Raw genomic sequence first — 15,230 nt, forward strand, 5'->3', positions numbered from 1 at the left:
CATACTCAGTCTACTGTTTCTTTTATAAATCATAAGAGATACTTCTTATTTTTGCATCTTCACCACTTCCGTCGGTGCCATTTCCACATTCCGCTTATCTACCTGGCGAACTACACTTGCTGCTAATTGCAGGAAAGCACGTCCTGTCACAGTATTCTCGTCAAGCGCTACCGGTGTCCCTTTGTCTCCACTTTCGCAGATGCTTTGTACAATAGGAATTTGCCCCAATAAAGGTACATTCATTTCCTCTGCCAGCTTCTTGGCGCCTTCCTTACCGAAAATATAGTATTTATTTTCCGGTAGTTCGGCAGGCGTAAACCAAGCCATATTCTCTACCAAACCGAGAATAGGTACATTTACCTTTTCATTGACAAACATATTGATACCTTTGCGGGCATCGGCCAATGCTACGGCTTGCGGAGTACTGACTACGATGGCCCCTGTCAAAGCGAGCGTCTGAACCACTGTCAGGTGAATATCGCTTGTACCGGGAGGCAGGTCGATAAGGAAATAATCAAGGTCGCCCCAATTCGCATCCGCTATCAGTTGCTTCAAGGCATTACTTGCCATGCCGCCACGCCACAGGGTAGCCTGGTCAGGGTCTACAAAAAAGCCGATAGAGAGCAGTTTGATACCATATTTCTCAACAGGTATAATCAAATCACGACCACCTATATTCTCTGCATAAGGGCGTGCATCTTCCACCTGGAACATCTTCGGCATAGAAGGACCGAAAATATCAGCATCGAGCAGACCAACCTTATAACCCAGCTTTGCCAAAGACACCGCAAGATTGGCAGATACCGTCGATTTACCCACACCTCCTTTACCGGAAGAAATTCCAATAATATTCTTCACTTGCGGCAGCAACTTGCCCGGTTCGGAGCGTGCAGCCTGCTTGCTCTCCGTAGCGATGGAAACTTCAATCTCCTTAGATACATACGTGTGAATAGCCGCTTCTGCCGCCTTTACCACAGATTTCATAAAAGGGTCGGTCGGCTTCTCGAATATCAGTGAGAAACTAACCTTCATTCCATCAATACGTAAATTATCGGCAACCATCTCCGCCTCTACGAGGTTCTTTCCGGTACCGGGGTATCGCACTGTTGCCAGTGCATCTAAAATCAGTTTAGGATAAAGTGTCATAATCTAAAATGGTTATTTTGAAGTTTGCAGTCCGCTCCGCTTGCTGCGGTTGTAACTGCGATACTCATCTAACTCTATTTCCACATCGGGTTCATGCAGTTCGCCTTCTTCGGGCAGATGAAACTTGATATACTTGATGTTCAGTCCGCGCTCCAACCACTGTTGTTCATAATAAGTCTTGATACTGAGAATATCATCGGCCATGCCGGAGTGATACAGGTCTTCTGTCATCACATCCACCGGAAGGTGATTCTCCTCAATCATGTAGCGGGTATAAGTGAACATGAAATTACTATCTGTCTTGAGATGGATGATGCCATCCGGTTTCAGAAATTTGCGATAACGCTCCATGAAATAGGTGGAGGTCAGACGCTTGGTTGCTTTCTTCATCTGCGGGTCGGAGAAGGTCAGCCATATTTCGCTTACCTCATTCTCTGCAAAGAAACGGTCGATAATTTCGATGTTCGTACGCAGGAAAGCGACATTCTTCATGCCCGCCTGCATCGACTCCGTAGCACCCGACCACATACGGGCCCCCTTGATGTCTACACCGATAAAATTCTTTTCGGGAAATAGCTTTCCCAAGCCTACGGTGTATTCACCACGTCCGCAACCTAATTCCAAAACAATGGGACGGTCATTCCCGAAGAATGACCCGTTCCATTTTCCTTTCATCTCAAAAGGCACGTCATCTACTGCCGAATAGGGGTATTCGAACACATGCGGATAACTTGCCATGTCGGCAAACTTCGCTAACTTACCTTTACTCATGCGTTATTCCACAATGGTTACCCAGCCGTGCGTATCAGGCTCGTCACCATATTGGATTCCACGCAGCTTGTTGTACAACTTAGTGCAGATAGGTCCCGGTTTACCGTCCTTGGCTATCACATAAGAATGTTCGTTTTCAGGATCATCTATGCGCTCAATCGGACTAATCACCGCAGCCGTACCACATGCACCAGCTTCCTCGAACGTAGTAAGTTCCTCTTCTGCAATCGGACGACGTTCCACCTTCATTCCCATATCTTCGGCCAACTGCATCAAGCTCTTGTTTGTGATAGAAGGCAGGATGGAAGTGGACAGAGGAGTGATATATGTATTATCCTTGATTCCGAAGAAGTTGGCAGCACCACATTCGTCGATATATTTCTTCTCCTTAGCATCCAGATAAAATTCTGCGGAATAACCGGCAGCATGAGCTTCCTGACTGGCACGCAAACTGGCTGCATAATTACCGCCAACCTTATAAATACCAGTTCCAAGCGGAGCAGCACGGTCGTACTTACGTGTGATAACATAAGGAGTAGCAGCAAAGCCACCTTTAAAGTATGGGCCTACCGGAGTTACGAATATCAGGAACATATATTCATTGGAGGGACGTACACCTACCTGTGCTCCGGTTCCAATCAGCAACGGACGGATATAAAGGGAAGCACCGCTCTCGTAAGGCGGGATAAAGCGTTCGTTCATTTTCACCGCTGTCAGCACAGCCTCTTTAAAACGTTCTGTCGGCAGTTCTGCCATCATGATACCACGACACGTAGACTGCAAGCGGGCAGCATTCTCTTCCAAACGGAAGATACGTACCTTACCATCTTTGCCACGGAATGCCTTTAAGCCTTCAAACGCTTCCTGTCCATAATGCAGACAGGTAGCTGCCATGTGCAGATTGATAAGTTCGCTACTGCTGATTTCAAGTTTTCCCCACTCACCTTCGCGGAAATTAATTCTCACATTGTAATCTGTCTTCATGTATCCGAATGACAGATTAGACCAATCTATTTCTTTCATATCTCAAAGTATTAGTAATCTCATTACGTACATTCTGCAACAAATTTAGTCTTTATTCTTCACTTTCCCGCTTCTCCGACAGTAATTTTTCGATTTCCTTGTCAGCTTTGGTCAATTTATCGCTGCAAAATGCAATAATCTCATTCGCTTCCTTTATTTTTTCGGCAAGCGCATCAATTTCCAACTCATTATTGTCTATTTGGCGGACAATCTTCTCCAAGCGCTCCATGGCTTGGGAATAAGTTTCTTTTTTCTTCGGAGTAGGCATAAGAATATTTTTGATTTACGATTTATGATTTATGATTGAGGTTGCTTCGCCCCGGTAAAAGCGGGTGAGTATTTCATCATTCTCATTCAGAGAAGCGGCATCTTTCACTGCTTTTCCATCTTTCAGAGTGATGCTATAGCCACGGGCAAGCATCTTTTCGGGCGAAGCATCAATCAGGCGTTGCTGCAACAGTTCCAGACGATGACGTTGACGCGAAAGGGAAGACGTAACTGCCTGAGAAATATCTCTCCGGGCAGTCAGCAGAGTCAACTTAGCATCAGAGATGCGGCGTACAACGGCAGAAGGAATACGATTCCTGTATAAATTCAATTTACGATGCTCTTCCGTCAGACGGGAAAGAACACTCTCGTGCAAACGGCTGGCAAGAGTTTCCAGTCCATCGGCAGCAAGGTCCATACAGTCAATGAAGTATTCGGCAGCGGCTGTCGGGGTTTTCACACGGGTATGTGCCACGGAGTCGAGCACCGTATCATCTCTTTCATGCCCTATTCCGGTGATAACAGGCAACGGAAATTGTGCACAAGCGGCGGCAAGCAGATAAGTATCGAAACCGGAAAGATCGGAAGCAGCCCCACCCCCACGGATGATAACCACGGCATCAAATTCATCCTGACGGTTAAGAATCAAATCCAAGGCTGCCAATACGGACTCTTCCACACGGTCGCCTTGCATCAAAGCAGGGAATAGCTCCGTATAGAAGAAAAAGCCACGGGGATTATTCTGCAACTGATGGCAGAAATCGCCATAACCGGCGGCCGTAGGGGAAGAAATGACAGCAATACGTTGCGGTAAATCGGGCATCTCCAACTCTTTATTCAGAGTAAGCACACCTTCTTCTTCCAACTGTTTCAAAATCTCCCGACGACGGCGTGCCATATCGCCCAGGGTATAGGTAGGGTCAATATCCTGCACCGTGAGGCTATAGCCGTAAAGTTCATGGAAACTGACAGAAACTTGCACCAGCACCTTGATACCGGAAACAAATGCTTGTCCTGTAGCCTCTTCAAAATAAGGTTTCAACAGCCGATAAACATTCGACCAGATCGTACCCCGCGCCTTCGCAACCAAACCATTGCTACGGGGATCTTTCTGAATAAATTCCAGGTAGCAATGCCCAGTACTATTCGTTCGTACATCACTCAACTCTGCCTGTACCCAATATTCATCAGGCAGGCATTGTTCGAGGCTACGACGCACCAAGGCATTAAGTTCTAAGAGAGATAAAGTTTCCATTATATAGGGTTATGAATCAGTTACGAGCTACAGGCTACAAGCTACAAGTGCCTTTCGGAGCATAGCGCAGCTACTTGTAGCTTGTAGCCTGTAGCTCGTAACTTTATTCGTTTCTGAGCAGTTATGAATCTCACCACTGATTCGTCTTAATTCTTTGACTTATAATCATTATATGCCTTCCACATATCAGGCACTCCATATCCGTAAATATTATCCGGGAAAGCCGCACGATCACCAGCCTGGCGTACAAGTTCCACCAGTTCTTTAGCCGTCAGCTTCGGGCAAGCCTGCCACAAGCAAGCCACCATGCCACACATGATGGGAGAAGAGAAAGAAGTTCCATTTGCCCGTCCCTGATTTCCATCCGTACGGATCACATCAGAACCGGCGCCAACAGCCACAACATCCGGCTTCACACGGCCATCAGCCGTATTACCGATAGAAGAGAAGGGAGCCAGCACAGCCTTCTTATCAACAGCACCCACTGTCAGTACATTGTCAGCATCTCCCGGAGGGGTTATCTTCTTCCAGGAACCCATACCCGAATTTCCGGCACTGCACACCAATACCATTCCCTTATCTGCAATAAGCGAAGCCTGACGCGACATCAACGCATGATGCCCGTCCAAGTCACGGTATTTATAATTCTTCGATTTATCGTCAAACGCATAGTATCCTAAAGAGGTGTTCAGCACATCCACTCCCACGCTATCAGCAAATTCAACGGCAGCGGCCCAATAGTCCTGTTCTACCAGATGCTCGGAATATTCATCTTCACTGCGGAGCAACCAGAAGGAAGCTTCGGGAGCCGTACCTGTCATAATACCAGGTTGGTTCATACCCATGCAGGAAAGCACTGACAAGCCATGACTGCTCTCGGCAAAGATATCAGCTTGAGGATTCACAAAATCTTTCGTACCGAGAATACGGATATTCTGCATAGCAGTAATCTTATCCACGTTATGGAAGCCGGCATCGATAACCGCAATCGTCATACCCTGCCCTTTGAATCCGGCTTCGTGGAGCTTATCGCCGTTGCTCAACTGAATTTGAGTAATGGCACGCCCGTAAATACTATCCGGGTGCATTGTCGGTTGATTGATTACAGAATCCCGTTCCGTCGCCATCGACGGTTTGTCGGCACCGGGAGAAATCCAGACCTTTTCCCTGGAAAGGACAAAAGGCAATGCTGCGATTCGGTCAATCAGAGTAGTATCGTTGCAAGATACCGTTACGAAATTATTCCATTTCCCGGTCACTACGATAGTAACTCCTTGCTGGCGGATCTCATCAATATATTTACGACAAACCGGAAGGTCGGTAGAGTCAATGGGAAGATTCTGTTTCTTGCGGCGTTCAATTGCTTTTTCAGACAGGAACTTTTCCGGCCGTTTCAGCGAATACTCTGTGGCAGCCTTGTCTTTCAGGCTGATGCGATACTTCAATGTATCTTGCTGTGCCGATACCCCTGTTGCAAACACGGCAATGGCTAAAAGGGAAAACAATTTTCTCATGCTATTATTTAATTACTTATTTATTTTCTAAAATAACCAGCCCGATGCCGCGTTGTGAAGCAATGAAAGAGCCCCCTACTACTCGCCTTCCAATATAGAATACGGCTGACTGACCGGGTGCTATCGCTGATGCTTCGGACAAGAAATGTACAAACAGCCATCCGTCTTCCAACCTTTTCACCGTGCAGGGAATCGGCTTGCTACGATAACGGATACGCACCGCCAAGTCAGGAGCCGAGAAGAATTCCTGTTCATCGATGATGTTATCCTGTTCGGCCAGCATATATTCGGTCTGTAGTTGTTCGGCATCACCCAGCATCACTGTATTTTTCTGCGGATTTATCTTCAACACATAAGCCGGTTTGCCCAAAGCTATTTCCAGGCCTTTCCGCTGTCCGATGGTATAATAAGGAAAACCTTTATGTTCGCCCAACTTCACCCCTTCGGAATTGACAAACCATCCGGGACCAATTTCACGGTCTATTTCAGGAGAATGTTCGCGCAGGAAGTCCCGGTAATCACCCTTGATGAAACATACCTCCATGCTCTCTCCTTCTTCCGCCTTCAACTGATAACCTTTCTCGCGCAAATACTCCCGTACTTGCAACTTAGTATAAGTGCCCAGCGGAAAAAGGCAACGTCTCAGCACATCCTGCCTCAGTCGCCAAAGGAAATAAGACTGGTCTTTCTTATCGTCATCTCCGGCCACTATATATATATTCCCATTCTTTTCTTCCAGACGGCTATAATGCCCGGTAGAAATAAATGCGCAGCCAAGCTTATCCGCCCATTCAGTGAGTATGCGGAATTTAAACGTAGGATTACACATCACGCACGGATTAGGTGTCCGCCCCTGACAATATTCATCAATAAAGTTCTGCACAATTACTTTGCGAAAAGCCTCACGCTCATCAGCCACATGGTGTTCGATGCCCATGCTGTCGGCAAGTTGCCGCGCCTCCACCGGTTCATCTCCCCACACCCACATGGTTAGTCCGACTATCTCATACCCCTGTTCTTTCAACATCAGACAAGTGGCGGTACTGTCTATACCGCCGCTCATGCCCACTAATACTCGCTTCTCAGGTCTGTTCATTTTAGAATATTCATTCAATTAGCTTACAAAAATAAATGATTTCGGGGAGAAGAAATAGAAAAGACATACCTTTTTCACATGACTTCACATCATTCTCTTTGTTTCTCCCTATCATTCCTTATCTTTGCAGTTACTAAAAACTTACGAGTTGTACAACTGGAGCAGCCTAAGTTGTACGACTGGAGCTGTACGAGTTGTACAACTCGTAAGTTCCCCGTAGTAACCAAAAACAAGAATAGTAGTAAGTTCACAACTTAATAGTAGTAATATGTCAATTCCATACTTAGTAAGACAAAAAACAAACTTGCTGAATAAAGCAAAAAGCGGACTATGGTACGCCGTCATCCGTAAATTCCAACGCCGTGGCGGAGTAAATGAAAAAGAACTGGGAGAACTGGTGGCCATGCGCGGAGGTTTTAACCGCGGAGTGGTAGAGGGAGTGCTGACCGCCGTCAGCGAAGTAATAGAAACGGAACTCAGCAAAGGACAATCAGTCACCATACGGGGATTCGGTACCTTTCAGACTGCCTTGACCAGCAAGGGATTCGAGCATCCGGGCCAGGTTACTCCCGGAGAAGTCAGCGTATCTAAAGTCTATTTCATGGCAGACCGCAATCTGCTCAGACGTCTCAAGAAGGTAGCCTGCTATCGCATACCCTTAAGCTATTACCTCCCCAAAGAACTACTGACACCTGAAATTCTGGAAGAAGAAAAAGGATTGAAAGAGGAAGGGCAAATATAACAGAATTCCCCCCGCAAGCGCATCACAAGTCTGGGGAGTACTTGAATGACCGGGAATTACGATTAATACAAAAAAAATGCGCCATTTATTAAGTACAAATATCAGTTGGAGGGCCTGCAAACTCTCCTACGCATCCTCAAACAGGAAAGCTTCGCACAGATTACGCGGAATTTCACGGAATAAGCAAAAAAATCCGTGAAATTCCGCGTCTGAGTATCAACGCCCCGGCTGTTTTCCAGCCGCCTGCCGGAACTGTTTTTTATCACGGTGGATAAAAGACAAGGGATGAACAACGCGGCGAAAACAGTTTCAGTGGGTTTATTCTTTATTTGAAAAGTAACTGTGCCATGTGATACAAACTTCTACGCCAAGTCAGGAATTCATGCGCTGTATCGGGAGAAACGAACGACGTAGCCTTGAAACCAGCAGCCTTAAGGTCGTTCACAGCCTTAGTCACACCGTCCGGATTCTCCTTACTTCCACAACTGATGAAGATGGATTCCACCTGCTTTTTATCCTTGATGTCGTCCGGTGCATAAGTACCACCGCTCAACAGCCCGTAATAATTGAATACTTCCGGACGGCGCAAAGTAATCAGCTTCGTCTCAAAACCACCCATAGAAAGTCCTGCCATTGCACGGTGCTTCTTGTCGGCCTGTGTACGGAAGTTACTATCAATATAAGGGATTAGTTCGTCCACCAGCACTGTTTCAAACTCCTTAGCCGTGAACTCTTTGATGTGTCCAAATTTCACCTCATTCGTCATGCCATACGTCATTACAATGATGAACGGTTCAATCTTGCCTTCAGCGATCAGGTTGTCCATAATCAGATTCGCATGTCCCTGATTGGACCATGCCGTTTCATCTTCTCCCCATCCGTGCTGTAAATAGAGAACCGGATACTTCTTTTTATCCTTGCCATAAGTGGGTGGTGTATAAACAAATGCACGACGGTGAGTATCCGTACTCTTGGAATAGAAATAAACCTGCTGAACATTGCCGTGAGGCACTTGTTTCATGGCATAGAAATCTTCGTCATGAGCCGGAATTTCAATGCCGCTTTCCCATCGGCAAGAACCGTAATAATTCTTGGCACCCGGGTCATTAAACACACCACCGTCGATAGTGAGGTGGTAATAATGGAATCCCTCGTCCATAGGGCCATCTGTAGTACCCACCCATACACCTTCTTTATCCTTGCGGAGAACTGTACCGCCACGACCGCCCAGTCCAAGGCTGACAATGACTGATTTGGCATCAGGAGCAACTACACGGAAGCGGGCATATCCTTGCGAATTAACCATAGGATACTGCTGTCCAGGCTGATTAAGCACAGAAGGACGGAAATCTTCTTTCACCACAGCATTATCGCGCGCCGGATCAAAATCCTTAATGATATTATAGACACGTTTCGGCTTATAATTTTCATCATAAGGCAACGGATAGTTGCGTGCGCCGAGCCATGAGTCGCGGTCGGAAAGATTCCAGAAAGTAACATTGTCTACCACATCCTTATGCTTGCGAAGCACTTTAAACAGGCGAGCATACTGATCTTCCTGAAGCGTTTTCACTACCTGACTGATGTTGCCGCCATCACGGCTGAAGTTGAGGTGTCCTCCCATTTCCTGATTGGCACGGATGTCCAACTCAGTAATATGGATATGTTTCACTATCGTAGAGTATTTTGTCAAGGCAGCATCTACATCTTCCATGCTCGGACCGTAGACATTGTAATGCCCCTGCATACCGATACCATCAATGGGCACACCTTCTTCCTTCATGGATTTCACCATATTATAGATGCGGTCACGCTTTCCGGGATCGGCAGCATTATAGTCATTGTAGAAAAGGAGTACATCAGGGTCGGCCTCACGGGCATAAATAAAGGCTTTCTTAATAAACTCGTCACCGGCAATCTGATAAAGGGGGGAATTGCGGTATGGACTTGGTTGCTCTCCCATGCCCCGCCGGCCCCCCTGCCAGCCACCATCGGAGATAGCTTCGTTCACCACGTCCCACGCATATATCACGTCTTTATAACGTTCCACGATAGCTGTAATGTGATGTTTCATATTCTGGAACAATTTCTCTTTCGACACAAGATTGCCTTTTTCATCCTTATACATCCATTCTCCTATCTGGGCATGCCACATCAAGCAGTGCCCGCGAAGTTTGATTCCGTTGCTACGGCAAAAGTTGGCAATCTTGTCAGCATTCTCCCAGTTGAACTGTCCGTAGGCAGGCTCAGTGGGTTGCGGCTTCATATCGTTTTCTGCCGTAATACTGTTGAAGTCTTTTTTGATGATGGCAATCTGTTCGGGATTTGCGATATTACGCATATTAACAGCCACGCCAATAGAGAAGTAATCTTTATAAGCATCCTTCAGTCCCGTTTCGTCACTTTGTGCGAACCCGGTATTTGCGCCCATGGCAAACGCCAATGCACAAAGGGAAAATTTGAATAAATGTTTCATCTGATAATTATTTAAAAGGTTTTTCATTGTATATCCGTTTACTATGATATCGTATATTCATTACTTAATGTTTGCTATTGGAAACGGTTGCAAAAGAATGCTTTTTTTAGAGAGAATCCCCATATCTGTGTTACAAGTTTTTTCACTTATGTTACCTCATTTAATAAAAAGTGAAGGAAAACGTCTTTTTATGGTTGATGCCACCATTAAAATGAAAAAGGGAAAAGATAATTGTAACCAAAACGAAACACGCATGACATAAAAGCATAACACATATGTCTGAACTTTGCCGCCATAAATTAATCGACTACAACTAAGAATTATGAAGAAAAGCGCATTGATATTGCTCATCATTTTGTTGCCACTGGCAGTGAAAGCCCAAACTCCATACCGCAACGAAGACGGAAAGAAGATTGATAAAGAAGAGCTGGAAACAAAAGATTATCTTCCGGAAATACATGGTACTATCCGCACCAAGTTCGAATATCAGACAGAAATGGCTGCCAGCCGTTTCGAAGTGCGCAATGCGCGTATTAGTATTACCGGTAACGTATTACCGATAGTAGCTTATAAAGCAGAAATCGACCTTTCCGATGAAGGACAAATCAAGATGCTGGATGCCTACGCCCGCCTCTTCCCGGTAAAAGACCTGACAGTAACCGCAGGACAAATGCGCGTGCCGTTCACCATTGACGCCCACCGTTCTCCGCACCAGCAATATTTTGCCAACCGTTCATTCATTGCGAAACAAGTCGGTAATGTACGTGACGTTGGCGTTACATTGGGATATAAACTCGGAACTGAAATACCTGTTACATTAGAGGGCGGGCTTTATAATGGTTCGGGACTGACCAACCAGAAGGAGTGGCACAAAGAAGTGAATTACTCCGCCAAAGCGCAATTCCTGTTTGCCCAAAAACTGAATCTGGCTTTAAGCATACAGAGCATCCAGCCGCAGGATGTACGGATTAACTCTTATGACATCGGAGCTTTCTACGAATCCGGCCGTTTCCATATTGAAGGGGAATACCTGTACAAAACGTATGCTGACAATGCTTACGACAATGTGCATGCCGTGAACAGCTTCATCAACTACGATTTACCTCTACGAAAGGTTTTCAACAAAATGTCTTTCCTGGTACGCTATGATATGATGACCAGCCAAAGCGACGGCAAAGCTGTCGATGAGGAAACAGGCGCTTTAGTCACTACTGACTATAAACGGCACCGCGTGACGGGTGGTGTCACTTTCAGCCTCAGCAAAGCATTCCGTACGGACCTTCGCCTGAACTTTGAAAAATACTTTTATGCCAAAAACAGCATTGCCAAAGAATCAGAGCAGGATAAGATTGTATTAGAACTGATGGTTCGGTTCTAATGCACGCAAATCTTTCAGACAATCAGCTCCGCTCAGGCCGATACAGGATACCGAATATATTAATCAAATACCCTGTCAAGCACACGATGGGAGCTACCTTTATACGCAATCCGCTGAATATATCAGGGTTGTAGGCGGCGGAGGTACTCCCCTCGCCGCTCATGAACAGATATCCCACTATGATTATGACCGAACCAATTAGCAGAATCACATAATTTCTCCTGCCAAATACCGTTTCTGTCTCGTTCTGCTTCATTATTTTTGATCCCATATTCTTCTTTAATTTTAGTTCTTGTAACCCATGTTTGGAGCAAATAGTGCATATTTATCTTCAAACCATCTGTTGCTCTCTTTATATCTCTCTTCATCGACCTGCTTCAGGAGTTCATTACATTGGTTCCATTGCCAGAATTTATAGATACAATCATTGCGGACCATTTCCATACGGTTCCCCTTTAATGAAAAAGCCCAGTTGATATAATCTTCCGCTTCGGCTATCAAATGCTCTGTCAGGGTTATCGCTTTCATCTTTTCGCCCAATGCGGCATAGGCTGTTGCTATGCTATAAGAACCGCTTTCATACGTTTCGGGAACATTATATCCCGGAACAGCCTGTTCCGCATAAGCAAGTACTTTCTTTGCACGCGCAGGGTCTCCTTGTATTATCAGTTCTTTAGCCAGTTGCGCGAAAAGCCTGCGATGATACCAACACGTACGCAGGGTTGTTTCATCCAGATAGAGCCCCGGAGTATTCAGCCCGCCATATTTATATCTGTTCATTACATTGTCATAAAGCCTTTCCACATCTACTGCATAAGGCCTGTTTTCGTCGGCATCCCCCCACTTCTTATAGTCAAAAGGTGTAAAGCGGAATGCTAATCCTTCCTGCACAAAGTAATTGTCAAACTTCAGTTTACTGACACTCCCTACGGAGATTGCAAGGTAAAGCGGACGTTCCCAATTACAGTTAGCCAGTATCTCCAGCATCAGTAAATCTACTTTGTTCAGCATACGTATATCTTTTAAAGGAATATAAAGTTTGTCCGGTATCGCATCTTTCAGTTCTTCCCCTTTCAAATGTCGGATTGCTTCAGGAAGCATGATTCCCGAACGGAGCAGCGCGTCCTTATCAATGTGGATATTTATCGTATCCGTAGGAATCACATTAAATTCCTGTCTCTCTGAGAATATCCAATATTTCAAGATATTTTTTACTTCAAACGGGTCTTCTCCAAAGCTGTCGCGTGCTTCCTCTGGATGTTTCCGGTACAATTCCTCTATTTGCTTTTTCAGTTCCGGGCGTACGGGCACATATTCGTTTTTACCTTCCTGATACTGATTCTTATTCCAACTTATAGGTAGTCCGGGAGCATCGTACAACGGACATTGCTGTTGATAAATATACCAATCGGTCTGTGCGTAGCTTAGGTTGCAAACACGTGTATCCCTGCGCACTTCCTCCGTATCCTGATTATACCACAATGGGAAAGTATCATTATCCCCGTTACAAAAGATAATCGGATTTCCCGTATCGGGAAGACTCATCAGATAGTTAGCCCCAAAGTCGCGACAAGTGAAACGGGCGCTCCGGTCATGGTCATCCCACGTCTGAGTGGCCATTTGCACCGGAATCAATAAACAGATTGTCATTAATACACCGACTTGCACCGTAGAAGTCGTTTTCCGGCGAAGCGCATCACACAATCCGGCAGCCCCTATCCCTATCCAGATAGCAAAAGCATAGAACGAACCGGCGTATGCATAGTCCCGTTCGCGCGGCTGACCAGGTGTTTGATTCAGATAAAGCACAATAGCCAGCCCTGTCATAAAGAAAAGGAAAAACAGTACACTGAACTGCTGTTTGCCTTTCTTGCTGCGATTCCATTGCCAATAGATGCCGAACAGTCCTAATAATAGCGGCAATCCGTAAAACACATTGTGCCCTTTGTTCTGGCGCAGGGATTCCGGCAACAAGCTCTGGTCTCCCAATCTTAAATTATCCAACCAGGAAATTCCTGTTATCCAGTTCCCATGTTCCGGTTCGCCACTTCCTTGCACATCATTCTGCCGTCCTACAAAGTTCCACAAGAAATAGCGCCAATACATATAATTGAGTTGATAGGTAATGAAATAAGTCAGGTTTTCTTTTTGTGTGGGAGCGGCCTCGTTTCCTCCTGTCCAATTTTTGTAAGAAGAGGCCATGCGCTCACTCCACATCCGGGGAAACAACATATTCTGAGTATAGCACACCTCTTCTTTATGCCGGATTATTTTATATTTGCCTTCTTCTTTATCCGGGCGATATACAGCACTCCCCTTTGTGGTTTTTACTCTGTAATAATCACCCTCGGGCACATATTCCGGCTCGGAAGCGTAGGTTTTTCCATAAAGCAGAGGAGCACTTTCATACTGCTCCCGGTTCAGATAACTTTTGAGCGTAAAAATATTGTCCGGCGCATTCTCATTAAGCGGAGTATTGGCGTTGGCACGAATCAGTATCACCGCATAAGTGGTATAGCCTACGGTGAGCATAAGCAAGCACCATAAAGAAGTATGCAACACACGTTTTCGGAAACGATAAATGGCTCCGGCCAGTACGAAAAATGTTAAAGCTAAAAAGCTTATCAGCCCTGTGTGGAAAGGAAGCCCGAATACATTGACAAAAAGCAGCTCGAACCAGCCTCCCATATCAGCCATGCCCGGAATATAAACAAAAAGAATAAATAGAATGAGAAGACCTGATATGGCAATTGCCGCAGCTACTCCTTTAAGCGATATCGTCCGATATTTCTGATAATAGAAAACCAACACAATGGCCGGGATACAGAGCAAATTAAGCAAATGCACTCCGATTGACAGCCCGATGATATAAGCTATCAGGATAAGCCAACGGTCACCATATATCGAATCCGATTCATCTTGCCAGCGAAGAATCATCCAAAATACCAGTGCCGTAAGGAAAGAAGAAAAGGCATAGACTTCACCTTCTACCGCACTGAACCAGAATGTGTCACTGAATGTATACGCCAAGGCTCCAACAAATCCTGAACCCCAAATGATGATAACATCCGCCGTTGATAAATTCTGCCCATCATTTATTATCAGGTACCTTACTAACCGGGTGATACTCCAGAAAAGAAATAAGATACAACCGGCACTCAGCAACGCATTCAGAAAATTAACCATCCAGGACACTTGTGACGGGTCGGAAGCAAACTGGGTAAACAAGTTTCCAACAAGCATATAGAAAGGTGCACCCGGCGGATGCCCCACTTGTAACTTTTCGGCACACGAGATAAATTCGGGACAATCCCAAAAACTGGCAGTAGGTTCAATCGTCATTCCATATACAAAAGCTGCTATCACAAAGACAATCCACCCACTAAAATCATTCCACTTTTTAAATAATAAGTTGCTCATTGTTCTGTAACTTTTTTGTTTGCAAAGTTATAGAACAGACCTATAAAAGAGAAGAAATTTACCGGACGAGCACGGACATCCCGGAAACATAGTCAACTGATAACCAGCAATATCACATTACCAATTACAGACAAATCCAGAC

Annotated in this window: 12 protein-coding genes; 2 read left to right on the top strand and 10 right to left on the bottom strand. The window is 45.4% G+C overall.

Annotation, left to right across the window (positions count from 1 at the left end; translation table 11 throughout):
• Window positions 1–45 precede the first annotated feature (45 nt).
• The 7 genes from QZ135_RS07225 to mnmA all read right to left on the bottom strand — a co-directional run bounded on the left by QZ135_RS07225 (window position 46) and on the right by mnmA (window position 7,072).
• A complete protein-coding gene (locus QZ135_RS07225) occupies window positions 46–1,146 on the bottom strand; it encodes an Mrp/NBP35 family ATP-binding protein (RefSeq protein WP_294607248.1) in 1,101 nt (366 codons plus the stop codon).
• 12 nt (window positions 1,147–1,158) lie between these two features.
• On the bottom strand, window positions 1,159–1,917 hold the full coding sequence (trmB, locus tag QZ135_RS07230) for a tRNA (guanosine(46)-N7)-methyltransferase TrmB (RefSeq protein ID WP_294607250.1): 759 nt from the start codon (window positions 1,915–1,917) through the stop codon (window positions 1,159–1,161).
• 3 nt (window positions 1,918–1,920) lie between these two features.
• Entirely contained in the window at window positions 1,921–2,940 is a 1,020-nt protein-coding gene (locus tag QZ135_RS07235; RefSeq protein ID WP_294607253.1) for a branched-chain amino acid aminotransferase, read from the bottom strand.
• 52 nt (window positions 2,941–2,992) lie between these two features.
• Window positions 2,993–3,208 (bottom strand): exodeoxyribonuclease VII small subunit, encoded by a 216-nt coding sequence (gene xseB, locus QZ135_RS07240; RefSeq protein WP_294607256.1) that lies wholly within the window; start codon window positions 3,206–3,208, stop codon window positions 2,993–2,995.
• Between the two features lie 15 nt (window positions 3,209–3,223).
• A complete protein-coding gene (xseA, locus tag QZ135_RS07245; protein ID WP_294607259.1) occupies window positions 3,224–4,462 on the bottom strand; it encodes an exodeoxyribonuclease VII large subunit in 1,239 nt (412 codons plus the stop codon).
• A 146-nt stretch (window positions 4,463–4,608) separates the two neighbouring features.
• A complete protein-coding gene (locus tag QZ135_RS07250; RefSeq protein WP_294607261.1) occupies window positions 4,609–5,976 on the bottom strand; it encodes a S8 family serine peptidase in 1,368 nt (455 codons plus the stop codon).
• A gap of 16 nt (window positions 5,977–5,992) precedes the next feature.
• Window positions 5,993–7,072, bottom strand: a complete 1,080-nt coding sequence (gene mnmA, locus QZ135_RS07255) for a tRNA 2-thiouridine(34) synthase MnmA (RefSeq protein WP_294607263.1) — start codon at window positions 7,070–7,072, stop codon at window positions 5,993–5,995.
• A 268-nt stretch (window positions 7,073–7,340) separates the two neighbouring features.
• Between mnmA and QZ135_RS07260 the strand changes: the two genes are divergently transcribed.
• Window positions 7,341–7,814: an HU family DNA-binding protein gene (locus QZ135_RS07260; protein WP_294607265.1), complete on the top strand. Its 474-nt coding sequence runs from the start codon at window positions 7,341–7,343 to the stop codon at window positions 7,812–7,814.
• A gap of 325 nt (window positions 7,815–8,139) precedes the next feature.
• Here QZ135_RS07260 and xyn10D/fae1 read toward each other — a convergent pair whose 3' ends face one another.
• Window positions 8,140–10,290: a bifunctional endo-1,4-beta-xylanase/feruloyl esterase gene (gene xyn10D/fae1, locus QZ135_RS07265; protein WP_294607267.1), complete on the bottom strand. Its 2,151-nt coding sequence runs from the start codon at window positions 10,288–10,290 to the stop codon at window positions 8,140–8,142.
• Window positions 10,291–10,612: 322 nt separating this feature from the next.
• On the opposite strand from xyn10D/fae1, the gene QZ135_RS07270 reads away from it, so the two are divergent.
• Window positions 10,613–11,668, top strand: coding sequence for a porin (locus QZ135_RS07270; RefSeq protein WP_294607270.1), 1,056 nt, complete (start codon window positions 10,613–10,615; stop codon window positions 11,666–11,668).
• 22 nt (window positions 11,669–11,690) lie between these two features.
• Here QZ135_RS07270 and QZ135_RS07275 read toward each other — a convergent pair whose 3' ends face one another.
• On the bottom strand, window positions 11,691–11,939 hold the full coding sequence (locus tag QZ135_RS07275) for a DUF3098 domain-containing protein (RefSeq protein WP_294607272.1): 249 nt from the start codon (window positions 11,937–11,939) through the stop codon (window positions 11,691–11,693).
• Between the two features lie 14 nt (window positions 11,940–11,953).
• Window positions 11,954–15,088, bottom strand: coding sequence for a DUF2723 domain-containing protein (locus tag QZ135_RS07280; RefSeq protein WP_294607274.1), 3,135 nt, complete (start codon window positions 15,086–15,088; stop codon window positions 11,954–11,956).
• Between the last annotated feature and the right edge of the window lie 142 nt (window positions 15,089–15,230).

It is taken from the genome of uncultured Bacteroides sp. (assembly GCF_905207245.1).
GTDB lineage: Bacteria > Bacteroidota > Bacteroidia > Bacteroidales > Bacteroidaceae > Bacteroides.

Bases quoted from the DNA above. Each gene is read 5' to 3' on its own strand.
- xseA (WP_294607259.1), bottom strand. From the start codon at position 4,462: ATGGAAACTTTATCTCTCTTAGAACTTAATGCCTTGGTGCGTCGTAGC.
- trmB (WP_294607250.1), bottom strand. From the start codon at position 1,917: ATGAGTAAAGGTAAGTTAGCGAAGTTTGCCGACATGGCAAGTTATCCG.
- QZ135_RS07270 (WP_294607270.1), top strand. From the start codon at position 10,613: ATGAAGAAAAGCGCATTGATATTGCTCATCATTTTGTTGCCACTGGCA.
- QZ135_RS07225 (WP_294607248.1), bottom strand. From the start codon at position 1,146: ATGACACTTTATCCTAAACTGATTTTAGATGCACTGGCAACAGTGCGA.
- xyn10D/fae1 (WP_294607267.1), bottom strand. From the start codon at position 10,290: ATGAAACATTTATTCAAATTTTCCCTTTGTGCATTGGCGTTTGCCATG.
- QZ135_RS07280 (WP_294607274.1), bottom strand. From the start codon at position 15,088: ATGAGCAACTTATTATTTAAAAAGTGGAATGATTTTAGTGGGTGGATT.
- QZ135_RS07235 (WP_294607253.1), bottom strand. From the start codon at position 2,940: ATGAAAGAAATAGATTGGTCTAATCTGTCATTCGGATACATGAAGACA.
- QZ135_RS07250 (WP_294607261.1), bottom strand. From the start codon at position 5,976: ATGAGAAAATTGTTTTCCCTTTTAGCCATTGCCGTGTTTGCAACAGGG.
- xseB (WP_294607256.1), bottom strand. From the start codon at position 3,208: ATGCCTACTCCGAAGAAAAAAGAAACTTATTCCCAAGCCATGGAGCGC.
- mnmA (WP_294607263.1), bottom strand. From the start codon at position 7,072: ATGAACAGACCTGAGAAGCGAGTATTAGTGGGCATGAGCGGCGGTATA.
- QZ135_RS07260 (WP_294607265.1), top strand. From the start codon at position 7,341: ATGTCAATTCCATACTTAGTAAGACAAAAAACAAACTTGCTGAATAAA.
- QZ135_RS07275 (WP_294607272.1), bottom strand. From the start codon at position 11,939: ATGGGATCAAAAATAATGAAGCAGAACGAGACAGAAACGGTATTTGGC.